At 44.6% G+C, this 12509-nt stretch carries 9 protein-coding genes; 6 read left to right on the forward strand and 3 right to left on the reverse strand.

The annotated features are described in order from the left end of the window. The first annotated feature begins 56 nt into the window (after nt 1–56). The 5 genes from H6G03_RS34995 to H6G03_RS35015 all read left to right on the forward strand — a co-directional run bounded on the left by H6G03_RS34995 (nt 57) and on the right by H6G03_RS35015 (nt 7667). Complete coding sequence (locus H6G03_RS34995; RefSeq protein WP_190475163.1) at nt 57–2201, forward strand: S-layer family protein; 2145 nt, start codon at nt 57–59, stop codon at nt 2199–2201. 92 nt (nt 2202–2293) lie between these two features. Next, entirely contained in the window at nt 2294–4402 is a 2109-nt protein-coding gene (locus H6G03_RS35000; RefSeq protein ID WP_190475165.1) for a tetratricopeptide repeat protein, read from the forward strand. Nucleotides 4403–4585: 183 nt separating this feature from the next. Beyond that, nucleotides 4586–6325, forward strand: coding sequence for a Mu transposase C-terminal domain-containing protein (locus H6G03_RS35005; RefSeq protein WP_190475167.1), 1740 nt, complete (start codon nt 4586–4588; stop codon nt 6323–6325). Next, entirely contained in the window at nt 6313–7158 is an 846-nt protein-coding gene (locus H6G03_RS35010; protein ID WP_242056848.1) for a TniB family NTP-binding protein, read from the forward strand. Before H6G03_RS35005 ends, H6G03_RS35010 begins: the two co-directional genes overlap by 13 nt. Further along, entirely contained in the window at nt 7155–7667 is a 513-nt protein-coding gene (locus H6G03_RS35015; protein WP_190475169.1) for a TniQ family protein, read from the forward strand. The genes H6G03_RS35010 and H6G03_RS35015 overlap by 4 nt, the downstream gene beginning before the upstream one ends. Here H6G03_RS35015 and H6G03_RS35020 read toward each other — a convergent pair whose 3' ends face one another. Further along, nucleotides 7668–8045, reverse strand: coding sequence for a hypothetical protein (locus H6G03_RS35020; RefSeq protein WP_199315634.1), 378 nt, complete (start codon nt 8043–8045; stop codon nt 7668–7670). It abuts the gene before it with no gap. Nucleotides 8046–8112: 67 nt separating this feature from the next. Here H6G03_RS35020 and H6G03_RS35025 point away from each other — a divergent pair, with 67 nt between their 5' ends. Then, complete coding sequence (locus tag H6G03_RS35025) at nt 8113–8415, forward strand: hypothetical protein (RefSeq protein WP_190475171.1); 303 nt, start codon at nt 8113–8115, stop codon at nt 8413–8415. A 45-nt stretch (nt 8416–8460) separates the two neighbouring features. Here H6G03_RS35025 and H6G03_RS35030 read toward each other — a convergent pair whose 3' ends face one another. Together H6G03_RS35030 and H6G03_RS35035 are read right to left on the reverse strand one after the other, a co-directional pair. Beyond that, nucleotides 8461–11256 carry a protelomerase family protein gene (locus H6G03_RS35030; protein WP_190475173.1) on the reverse strand — a complete coding sequence of 932 codons (2796 nt, stop codon included), beginning with the start codon at nt 11254–11256 and terminating at the stop codon, nt 8461–8463. A 451-nt stretch (nt 11257–11707) separates the two neighbouring features. Further along, the gene (locus H6G03_RS35035; protein ID WP_190475174.1) at nt 11708–11920 is read right to left on the reverse strand and encodes a hypothetical protein; all 213 of its coding nucleotides are present in this window, start codon (nt 11918–11920) and stop codon (nt 11708–11710) included. Nucleotides 11921–12509: the final 589 nt, after the last annotated feature.

Here is a 12509-nt window from a genome sequence, read left to right on the forward strand (position 1 = left end):
ATTGATAGAATAATTGCAGTTGCCCTCCATTTGATCGATCCTCAACATTTAAGAAATTGGTTCACTCGTTGCTGTTACTGTACCTCATAACAGCGGGAACCGCTGTAAATGCAGCTTCCGTAGCTGTGAGCGGCAATGGGGCTTCAATTCAAGTGCAAGGACGGCAAATATCCCTACGCGATCGCTCAAGAATCTTAACCATCAGCGAAGGGAACGAACAGGTAGGAAATTTAACTGTTTTTGCTACAGATGCTATAGAATTAACAGATCTCGAACCCCAAGGTGATTTTCGCAGCGGTTTATTTGCTTTAGTGAATAAAGGAGCTAGCGGAAACGGCGGCAATTTAACGGTACAAGCCAATAATTTAATTGTAAATGGAGGAGAAATAAATGCTTCTACTTTGGGTGATGGGAATGCAGGCAACCTTTCTATTCGTGTTGGAGAATTGATTAAATTAACTGGTACTGAAAGCCCAAATAATTCTTTTAGCGGTTTGTTTGCCCAAGTATACCCAGGTGCAACTGGAAAGGGGGGAAACTTAGATATTGAAACAAGACAATTGGCGATCGAAAAAGTAGCGCAAATATCAACCACTACTGCTGGCGATGGGCAAGGTGGAAACCTTACCGTTCGTGCTTCCGATTCAGTAGAAGTGATGGGAACAACATCTGATGGATTTTTTGCAAGTGGGATCTTTGCACAGGCACAAGGTACGAAAAATAGCGGTAATATAATAATTGAAACAGAGCGCTTAATCCTAGCAGATGGAGGAATAATATCAACTGCTACTTCTGGAGTTGCCAATGCAGGAGATTTACAAATAAAAGCTTCTGAGTTAGTCGAAGTAAGGGGAAGTAGTGGCATATTTAGCCAACCTGACTATACAACCAATGATAATAACGAAATTGTGCCAGCAACGGGAAATGCTGGTAATTTAACTATTGAAACCAAAAATTTGTTAGTGCAAGATGGCGGACAAATATCAACTGCGGCATTATTAGGAAATGGTGGCAATTTGACTGTCCGCGCTTCGGAATCTATCCAATTAATAGGAATATCACCTGGAGATTTTCCTACGCCCAGTGGTTTATTTACTCAGGTTGAGCCAATCCGAGGAGAAGATGGCGCGGTTTTAGTACCAGCAACGGGAACGGGAGGAAGTTTAAATATTGAAACAAGACAATTAATAGTGCGAGATGGAGCGCAAGCATCAGCTGGTACTCGTAGTGAGGGACAGGGAGGAACTTTAACCGTAAATGCCTCTGAATCAATCCAATTAATTGGAAGTCAAGGAGGGTTTACCAGCGGTTTATTAGTTCGCAGTCGAGATGGTTCTGGTAATGCTGGAAATTTGGATATTAATACTCCAAATTTGATAATTAGTAATGGCGCTACGGCTACTGTAAGCAGCAGTCAAGCTTCAGGAACTGCGGCTGCTGGCAACCTGACAGTTAATGCTGATAATATTCAATTGGAAAATGGAATTATTACAGCTGAAACTAAATCAGGACAGTTTGGCAATGTTGAGTTAGTAGCTAAAAACATTATCTTGGGTAACAATAGCGAAATTACTACTTCCGCTACAGGTACAGCTACTGGAGGTAATATCAACATTGATACAGAAAATTTGGTTGCTTTCCCTGGTGGAAATAGCGATATTAAAGCTAATGCAGAAGAGAATTTTGGCGGTCGAGTAACGATTAATACCCAAGGAATTTTTGGTACAGAATACCGTAATGAACCAACTCTATTCAATGATATTACAGCTAGTTCTAGCCTTGGGCCTCTGTTTAGCGGTACTGTACAAATCAATACGCCAGATGTTGACCCCGCGAATGGAATTGCTCGTTTACCGCAGAATACTGCTCCTCCAAGGATTCCGCAAGGTTGTAGAGCAACTGGAAGGGGAAACAGATCTGGATTTTTTGTTACTGGTTTAGGTGGAGTACCGCCTAGCCCTAACGATGTCCTAAATAGGGACGCTTTTTGGGATGATTTGCGACATTTACAAGCGGTAAATCGTCCTATTTCCGCCCAAGTTCCGCAACAGAAAAAAGCTGATTCTGTGCCAATGGTGGAAGCTTCTGGGTGGCTAATTAATGATAATGGCGAGGTGGTTTTAGTAGCCCAATTGCCTAATTCAAAGCCAGATATTTCTTGGCTAAGTGCTAATAACTGTGTAGCAAATCCTAATCAATAAAATCTATAGATATAAAGAACATGATACCTTTCACTAAGCGCATTTTAAAGTTATTTCTTTTAATAGCATTGGGCTTGATTTCAGCTATTGCTATGCAATTTTTTCCAATGGCGATCGCTCAACCACCTACTGCCCAAAGTTCTATTACAAATAACGCCCAAGTTGCCCCTGAAGATTGGCTCCAACGAGGTAGAGAAACCTATCAGAATGGTCTGTATGCTAAAGCAGCTGAATATTGGCTAAATGCTGCCAATTTATATCAAAGAGATAAATTAAACTTAGCTTTGGTTTGGAACTACTTATCCTTAGCTTATCAGCAATTAAATCGCTTCGATGAGGCGAAAAATGCAATTTCTACCAGTCTTGACTTACTGGCTGCAAATCAAAATACAGATACCACTGCACAAAGACAACAAATACTAGCGCGATCGCTCACCACTTCAGCGCGTTTGGAATTGGCTAACGGACAAGCAGAAAATGCCTTAGATAGCCTTAAACAAGCCGAAGCTATTTATAAACAAATTGGTGATATGCCTGGAGTTATAGGTAGCCAAATTAATCAAGCTCAAGCCTTGCAAGCATTAGGACGTTATCGACGAGCATTGCAGACATTAAACCAAGTAGAAGAAACCCTAAAAAAGCCAGAAACTTTTAATACGCAATTAGATCCTTTAATTAAAGCTACTAAATTATACAGTTTAGGAAATACCCTGCAAGTGGTTGGCGATTTAGAACATTCTTGGTGTGTTTTCCAAGATAGCTTGGCGGTAGCTGAACAGTTGCAGAATTCTCAACTTATCGGTGATATTTATCTCAGTTTGGGCAATACAGCACGCGCTTTCGGTAGGAGAGTGGAAGACCTACAAGGGCTAAATAGCCAACAAAAACTGCCTTTAACGATACCGAAAAATTGTCAAAAGCCACCCCAAGAAGATACCGCTTTAGGTTTTTATAAACAGGCGGGAGAATGGTATGAGAAAGTAGCTGAAACAGAATCTTTTTCCGACTCAACACGATTACAAGCACAACTAAATTATTTAAATATTTTGGTGAGTGTATTGTCAACTGAGGCATGGAAAGATAGTTGGCCCAATTATTTAGCGGAAGTCGATAAATTATGGCCAAATATTTATGATAGAATTAATAGTTTACCTCCTAGTCGTCAAGAAGTGTATGCAAAAATTAACTTAACTAAAAATTTAATTTTACTCAATAAAAAATCTAGTTTTAATCAACCTTGGTCGATAATTGACCAGTTATTACAACAAGCGATCGCACACGCTAAAAATTTGGAAGATCCTAAAGCACAAACATACGCTCTTGGTACTTATGGGTGGCTATACGAAGAACAAAAAAACTATGGAGAAGCTCAGAAATTTACCGAACAAGCTTTAAGTTTAGCCAATGAAATTCAAGCACCGAATATTAAGTATCAGTGGGAGTGGCAGTTGGGGCGAATATATGCAGCGCAGGAAAATTTAAAGGATGCGATCGCTGCTTATGAAAAAGCACTTGAAACTATAAATGTGGTACGTAAAGGTTTGGTAGGTATCCCATTAGACTTGGCTGGAATCAACTCAGATATTCAATTTTATTTTCGGGATAATGTCGAACCTATTTATCGGGAAGCAGTTGACTTAGTGTTGCGCTCTGAAAATCCCGATTTAGAAAAAGTCCGTCAATTAATTGACAATCTGCAAGTAGCTGAATTGGAAAACTATCTCCAATGCTCTTTGCAAAACGCCAATTTTTTGGAAATCGAACAAATTCCTCACACCACTGAAGTAGTAGTTATTTATCCTATTCTTCTCAACGATCGAATTGAAGTTATTTTTTCTTTACCGAGTGGAGCATCAACTAATCGCTTCTTACATCGCTATACATCTGTTGATACGCCAAAAACTAAAGTAGAACAAACTCTTAAAGAACTACGGCGGCAACTAGAGTTAGAATTTCCTGACAGCAAAGCTAGGAAATTATCCCAACAAGTATATGACTGGATAATTCGTCCAGCCGAAAAAGATTCACTTCTAGAGCCAACCAAAAATCAAACTTTAGTTTTTGTTCTGGATGGGCTATTGCGAAATATACCAATGGCAGCACTGTACGATGGAAAAGACTACTTGATAGAGAAATTGTCGAGGATCACGGAATTTGACCTCGATCTCAGGATAAGTGACCGTCAGAGAAACGAGCCGTAAGTAAGGCAGAGAAAGGATTCTAGCCATGTAGTATGGGATAGAAGTGGCATCTCACGCTATTTGACCGCTGTGGCGTATCACGATATTTGACCGCAATGGATGTAAAATGCGTGCAAGTGTAGGTAAAGAGGGTTGCTGATGGAGAATCCTAGCCCGCCGAATGGGGATCGAGCAGATGAGGAGATGAGCTCACGACTAAGGTTGAAGCTGCCCAATGCACAAGCACAAGAAGAATGCTTGCCGTTGTTAGATGTCTCGCCGATTGAGCAGCGCCGGATAGAGGTAATTCAGCAATTATTGGCAGCGCAAGGCACAGAACATTATGGAACGGTGCAACGCAAGGCAGCTTGCACATTAGGAATCAGCGTGCGGAGTTTACGACGGCTGATGCGATCGTGGCAAGAAGACGGGCTTTGCGGTTTGTGCCGAAAGACGCGCTCGGATCGGGGCGTGCAGAAAATCAGTTCTCAATGGCAAGAGTTTATTATCAGAACATATCGCCAAGGCAATCAAGGCAGTCGGCAGCTCACTCCCGCGCAGGTGGCCGTGAGAGTAAAAGCGCGGGCGCAGGAATTGGGGGTAGAAGACTATCCGAGCCGCGCTACGGTGTATCGGGTGCTTCAGCCATATTTGGAGAAACAGCAGCAAAAGCGCTCGCTAGGGTGGAAAGGGTCGCGACTAATCGTCAAGACCAGAGAAGGAATAGAAATAGCAGTCGAATACAGCAATCAAGTGTGGCAGGCAGACCATACAAAAGTAGATGTACTGGTAGTAGACAGCAGTGGAGAAATCTTAGGAAGACCGTGGCTAACCACAGTAATTGATGCCTACTCCCGTTGCATCATGGGAATACACTTAGGCATAGAAGCACCCAGCGCCCAAATAGTCACCCTAGCCTTACGCCATGCCATATTGCCCAAACAGTACAGCAGTGGCTACGAACTAAACCAACAATGGGGTACATATGGATTGCCAAAATACCTCTACACCGATAGCGGCAAAGACTTCCAATCTCAGCATATCGAGCAAGTAGCAACCGAACTAGGCATCGTCTGCTGTCGAAGGCGACGACCATCAGATGGAGGCATCGTCGAAAGACCATTTGGGACATTCAACAGCGAGCTATTCTCAACATTGCCGGGATACACGGGTTCCAACATCAAAAATAGACCCAAACAAGCCGAAAAAGAAGCCTGTTTGACACTGATACAGCTAGAAAAATTACTCGTGCGATACATAGTCGATCGTTACAACCAAAGCATCGACGCACGTATGGGCGGACAAACCAGGCTCGGACGTTGGGAAAGCGGGTGTATTGCACAACTGCCACTATTGGGAGAAAGAGAACTCGACATTTGTCTGATGCGACGAGCGCGGCGCACCGTATATCGAAGTGGTTACATCCAATTCGCCAACTTAATCTACCAAGGAGAACATTTAGCTTCCTACGCAGGAGAATCAGTAGTAGTGCGGTATAATCCGCGAGATATAACTACCGTATTGATTTATCAACAACAGGGAGCCAAAGACGTGTTTTTAACTCGTGCCCACGCCCAAGGCTTAGAAACAGAAACATTATCCCTAGCAGAAGCCAGTGCCATCAGTGCCAGACAGCGAAAAGCAGGGCAAGCCGTCACCAACCAATCGCTACTTCTAGAAGTACGCGCTAGAGACATAGCGCTAGATAGCATTCAAGCCCAGAAAAAGAGACAGCAACAACGCTCTCCCATCGAGAAGACACCAAAAGCTCAAGCCACAGAACCATTGTCAGGCATTGTGCCAGAAACACTACCATTATCAAATCCGATCGCACTTGAGTCACACATACCAGCAGAAATAGTGAAAACCCAAAAGCCCGTTCCCAAAGTGCGCGTGTTTGATTACGAACAACTCAAACAGGAGTACGGCGTATGGCGCAAGTAAATACCCTGCCAGAAATCATCATACCGCCGCGTTTGGTGAGAACTGATATAGACCAAGATGAAATGCACGCAGCCATAGTGCGACTACAGCGCCGTTGCATTGTAGAGTTAGAGCAAATGCAACAGCTTCATCAGTGGCTAGACAACAAACGTTTATCGCGTCAAGCCTGCCGAGTGATTGGAGAATCGCGTACAGGCAAAACTTTTGCCTGTGATGCGTACCGTCTGCGGCACTTAGGCACTCAAGAAAATGGAGAAGCTCCCAAAGTACCCGTACTTTATTGGCATTGCCCTCCCGAATGCACACCCCGCGAATTATTTGTCGGCATCTTAGACTATTTGCAGTATCAAATTACACGGGGTACAGTTGACGAAATCCGCGCTCGGGTTTACCACATCCTCAAAGCCTGCCAGGTAGAAATGATCGTCCTGGATGAAGCGCACCGCTTGCGTCCCAAAACCTTTTCAGAAGTAAGCGATATTTTTGACCAATTAAGAATAGCAGTCGTGTTAGTCGGAACCGATCGCCTCGATGCAGTAGTCCGACGCGATGAGCAAGTGCATCATCGCTTCATGGCCTGCCATCGGTTTCATCGCTTAAATGCGGCACAACTGGAAGAAACCACAGCGATATGGGAAGAATACGTTTTAAAGTTACCCGAGTCCTCAAATCTTGGTAGTGAAAAGATGCAATTGGTTTTAGGACAAGCAACACGCGGCTACATCGGGCTATTAGATATGATTCTCCGAGAATCAGCTATCCAAGCCTTAAAGCAAGGACAGCCGCGCATTGATTTAGCAACCCTAACGCAAGTAGCCGCAGAATATCGATGAAACCATATACTCCTTGGGTATTTCGGGTTCAACCCTACCCAGGAGAAAGTTTTGGTCATTTCTTAAGTCGGTTTCGACTCGCCAACCAACTCAGTAGCAAAGGATTAGCAAGAGTACTAGGTTTAACCGAGAAAACAGTAGCTTTTTGGGAAGTACCATCGCGATTGCGATCGCCCAACCATCAACAACTCTCACTATTAGCACCATTAGTTGGATTAGACATAGAACACCTAGCAGCCATGCTGCCACCACCTCGTCCACAAATGTACCTAGCGACAAGGTTGTGTGCCGCCTGTTATCGGGAAGCACCAGCCCACAAAGTAGCTTGGCAATTAGTCGCTAACCCCAACTGCGATCGTCATCAATTAAACTTGTTATCAGCTTGTCCGGTATGCGGGACTTGTTTTGAATTACCCGCTCTGTGGGAAAAAGGCTGCTGTGGAGAATGCGGTTCGCCCTTCGAGCAGATGGTTATTTACCAACAGCCTTCGCTTTCAACCCAGAAGTGATTAGCCCAGCAGCTTAAGTGTCCAGGTAATTTCCCGACCACCACAAGGTTCATGAGTGATTTGAAACTGCTGTTTGAGATGCTTAAGGAGCGCTTCTTGCTCCAGGATCGAAGCAGAGTAATTCCATTGACCCGGAGTAAGTCGTTTGCCGATCGTAGCCCTCTCTAGTTCAATTCGATCTCGACCGAAGCTAGCACAAGCAGCCTTAAAAGCAGGCATGAGTTGGTCAATCTGCGCTTCAATGACTCTAGACTGGATGCGGAGGTCGATCATGGCTTCCATAATTTCGGTAGGTGAAAGCTTTGAGTGTTCCGCTTCAAAACCAGCAGCAGAATGGTAGGAAGTGAAAGAATCAGGAGTGGTCATCGTGGCAGTCAAAAATAATCCCCAGTTGTTGTGTCCAAAAAATACTACAACAAAAAGTGCAATGTGAGGTAGCCGCCAGATGTACGTGCGATGGCAACAAAAAGGTAAAAAAAAGGTGCTGTACGCTTATGTATGTTCGGGAGAGCGGATCGATGGTCAAGTCAAAAGCCGCACATTAGCATATTTAGGCAGCATCGCCCCAGATGCCATCGAACGAGCATCAGCCAGAGCCGAATTTTGGTACCAAGTCACAAGCAACCTAGAAAAACTATCGCAATCGAGTCAGCTAACAGAAGAGGAACTGACCAAACTCACGATTGCGATCGCACAAAAAGTGGAGCCAGTAGAAGTTATAGCGCTTCGCGCTCTTAATAGGGAATAGGGAATAGGCGCTCTCCAATTCTGGGCAGCATGAAGCAAGGCTTACTTAAACAAGAGTGCGATCGACAAAAGCTTGCAGTCCTTGTTCATCACGACTCTTACCCTTAAGTTGATTATGGCGTTCAGACAACTGATGATGTTGATTATGTTCATCAATCGCCGAACGAGAGAGTTGAAAATAACGACGAACAGCCGGACGATTGCAGCCTGTGAGCCGGAAAATCAAAGACTCAGAAATAAACCATTTTTGCTCAGGCTCCACTGCCTGCTCGTTAAACTGCATCACAGCTCGAGCAGTGCGATCGATCTTCTGGAGAGCGCGACCTTTCAGGTTACTCCCATTCTCTTGATTTGATATAGAGGCAGATATTCGAGGTTTTTGAGATTTTCTTTGAGCCTCTGGTTGACTATTGGTAAGCGAGTCAGAAGACGGCATATCTGAAGAAGCTTGGTCAGAATTAAGATGACCAATTAAAGCAGTAACTTGTTGCAACTGTAATTCCAACTGAGCAATTTTAGCGGCTAATTGATATGTAGTAGGAGCCTCTAAAACAGGCTCCGATACCTCTTCAACAGAGCTAGATTCTGCTGCGAGCGAATCAGCTTCAACCACAGAAGATGCCATTTGAGAACCAGATTCTGCCGCAGCAACTGACATCTGTTCAACACCAGACAAACTACGTCGAGCTAATCGGAGAATAGCAGGTAAAGCATCTTCAACAGCCAGCCCTAAATGAGAAGCGATCGCCTGAAAATCCTCCCATACCTCCCCTTCAAGAGTAAGATGCAATGGCTCGCTAACCCCTAATCTTAGTACATCTGTACCGTCGCCCGTCTGCTGCTCCTTCGTTTCTCCACTTCGATCGTCATCATCAGCACGAGCGATCGCAATATTAGTGCAACTATCAATCCCAGCATCAGAAGCATCAGAAGCATCAGTAGCGCGAGCGATCGCAACCCCATCAGAGGCACTCTTGACACTGAGTAACTCATAAGCAGCAATCAGACCGGAATAACTAACATCCGGGATAACCGACGCAAAAAACTTCTTAATCGAGCGCTGGAGCAAAGGACGGCAGATATATTCAATCTGATTAGGAGCCTCATACCGCAGTCGTTTCATCGCCGTCCAACGATGATAGCGCAAATGTTCGATCGCCCCAACAATCAAGCGACTATCTAACAGCGTCGTAATCCTTGCCACAGGTGACAACTGATGGCTGAAAAGCAACTGATGCGGCTCGTCAGTAAGTTTGAAAATACCAGACTTAATCAGAGAAGCAACACTACGGCCAGTCACAGCCACTAAACCCGTCGCCAACGGCCCAAAATGGGGACTGCTCAAAAGTTGCTGGCAGATAGCCAGATAAACATCCAAATTAATCGCGCCCTTGCTGTCACTGTCACTGTTTAACAGTTGATGAGAAACCACATCAGAGTCAACCCCAGATTCACCGTCAGTAGAAAAGTAATCGTCTTCGTCTTCGTCTGTATGGCCATTGTTACCGTGGCCATCGATCCGGGTGTGGTTAGAGATCGGGGTGTGGCGATCGAAAGTTGGTTGAGATTGATGAAAAGACGGGGAGACGCTCTGACACGGGGAAATTTTTTCAATATCAACCACGGGTTTTGACCCCACCCGATCGATCGCTGCTTCCTTAGTAGTTTTAGTAGTTATAGTTATAGCTTCATTGCTTTGGGAGCGTACAATAGCGCTCTGCACGCTACCAGAGCCAATCACAGCAAAAGAGTTAGAGAACACAGCAGAAGGCTCACCATCATCTGTGTAGTCCCCAACAGCATCTGGGTTCTCGACAACAGTTGCCACCACAGTTGGCACAGCCGGAAAAGCCATTGCCTCCACAAGAGTGCCTTCTGCTCGCCCTGGAAGAGAGGTTTGAAACACCTGTAAAACTTTCACCCCCGGTCGCTCCAAGAGAATGCCCTGGCGCTTACCACCTGTCGCTGCAATTACCTCATCCGCAATTTGATAAACCATATAATTGAGCGTACTATTGCGGTCTTCATGAGCCATGATGACTTTTGTATATAAATCATCCTTCAAACCCGGTGGAGCATAGAAAAAAGTAGCCAAACAATTGTATACAGCCCGCATCCGATGAGTCGTAGGCCGCATTTCTCCTTCCACCATTTGAATCGTCGGCACCAAGTCACAAAAAGTGCGAATTACCTGACAACGAACATCATTTTTGTAAGAGTCCAGCAAATCCCGGTTAGTGTCATCCACCAGAAACAATTCCCTCAGACGGCTGACGCCATTAATAATGCGATCTGCTTCAATCAGAGTTGGAATTTCCACCGCTGCCAACTCCTTTCCCCTAGTTTTGAGTTGCCCCGTAAACCATACACTGTACGCCGTACAACGAGAAAACTCAGCCGTCACCAAAATTTCCGAAACCCTGCGACCAGTCAGAACCACCAAAGCCGCCGCGATATCGGAATAGATCGAAGCCTCCAGACCAGAATGCAGCAATCTCTGGGCCCTAGTCACAATTTCAAACGGGCGATCGAGAAACCCACGATTACTCACCCGTTCGAGCAATCGTAACTGGTTGCGTTGATTATGGCGATCGACAACCTCTTGTGGAGGCTTGCACTCAGCCAGTGCGATGTGACGCAGTTCCTGATTTCCCGTCGGACTGCGGAACGAATTATCATTAGTCAACCTATCCTCAAAATGGATCGCGATCGCCTTAGTCAAGTCACTATGCAAATTCATCAACGTCCCAGCCGCCAGCATTTTGCCCGACGCCTTGAATGCGATGCTATTCCACCAATCTGTATACAGCTCCTTAATCCGCTGACGATCCTCTCTGGTCATTCCTTCTAATCCCAGCAGGAAATTATTGATGCCCTCACGATACTTCGGAGACGGTGGCTTCGTACTATCCCACCTCTCCAACCACGAATAACTTTTGTCTGGAGCTACCCTCGCCATCCATGCTCCTGAATGCTTGCTATATATAAACCTTAGCTTACTTCAACTTTAATCTATATACAAAAACTTGTCAACCAAATATACATAGCTATGTTAGGGCGTCGGGGCTAGGAGCTAGGGCGTCGGAGCTAGGAGCTAGGGCGTCGGAGCTAGGAGCTAGGGCGTCGGAGCTAGGAGCTAGGGCGTCGAGGTTAGGGGCAGGCGGAGAAAGAATGAAACTGGTGACTTATTTCTGCTGTGCTGCACTAAAAGTAAAGGTGAGAAAGTGACGCGGCTCTCAGTTGTCCTAACCGACTTCGAGCGGTTGTTATAAATATATACAGCAATTGCTCAGTTATTCTACGTATAGAGAAAATATAGCCAAGCAGGAAGCTTTGATTTTATCCTTGCCAAGAAACCTTTTTTGGCTAATGATGGTAAAAAACTGTGGCGACAACCACTGCTGTCGAACCTCGACAACTAAATAGATCTCGATTCCATGCGATCGACAACCATCATTGAGCCACCAACGCGATCGAGCGAGCGCGATCGATTTAAGTCTTCTCATGTGGCCACGCTCACCCCAACCACCCGATCCAAAAGCCCTGAGATCGCACTCTTACTCTTATCCCCAAGGCAATCTATCTAATCGATGGCTTCGGGGCATATTCACACAAAAGGTGATTGTCTGCACCTCCCACAAACCACTCTGTTTACCAGTGTTGCGATCGCACTCTTCTTGCCATCCCTATCTCTCCTCTCCCACCGCTAATCTATCTATGTACAAAATCTCCAGCTCATCACAAATTTATGTATAACCAAGCTCCGCCTATATGTATACACAACCTATCTGCCCTCTCTGCGATCGCTAATGGCTGTGTACAAAATGCAATTTAACATTTAAATGTATACAAGTTGAAACCCTTGCCTGCTAACGATTGTGGACGCTAAAAAAATATTTTGTATACATTAATCCATCAGAAATTTGTATATAGATAAATTGATTAGATATTTGTATAGGTGCTACAACCCTTGCTGCATAAGGATTCCAGCCATGCAATAGCTATATATAAAGTATCTATATATAAAAATTTACTATATATAGGATATAAGATCAGCTCCTATATAATATTATTTAAATAATATTATATAGGAGC

It is taken from the genome of Aerosakkonema funiforme FACHB-1375, from assembly GCF_014696265.1.
GTDB lineage: Bacteria > Cyanobacteriota > Cyanobacteriia > Cyanobacteriales > Aerosakkonemataceae > Aerosakkonema > Aerosakkonema funiforme_A.

Bases quoted from the DNA above. Each gene is read 5' to 3' on its own strand.
- H6G03_RS35005 (WP_190475167.1), top strand. From the start codon at position 4,586: ATGAGCTCACGACTAAGGTTGAAGCTGCCCAATGCACAAGCACAAGAA.
- H6G03_RS35015 (WP_190475169.1), top strand. From the start codon at position 7,155: ATGAAACCATATACTCCTTGGGTATTTCGGGTTCAACCCTACCCAGGA.
- H6G03_RS35035 (WP_190475174.1), bottom strand. From the start codon at position 11,920: ATGAGAAGACTTAAATCGATCGCGCTCGCTCGATCGCGTTGGTGGCTC.
- H6G03_RS35030 (WP_190475173.1), bottom strand. From the start codon at position 11,256: ATGACCAGAGAGGATCGTCAGCGGATTAAGGAGCTGTATACAGATTGG.
- H6G03_RS35000 (WP_190475165.1), top strand. From the start codon at position 2,294: ATGCAATTTTTTCCAATGGCGATCGCTCAACCACCTACTGCCCAAAGT.
- H6G03_RS35025 (WP_190475171.1), top strand. From the start codon at position 8,113: ATGTACGTGCGATGGCAACAAAAAGGTAAAAAAAAGGTGCTGTACGCT.
- H6G03_RS35010 (WP_242056848.1), top strand. From the start codon at position 6,313: ATGGCGCAAGTAAATACCCTGCCAGAAATCATCATACCGCCGCGTTTG.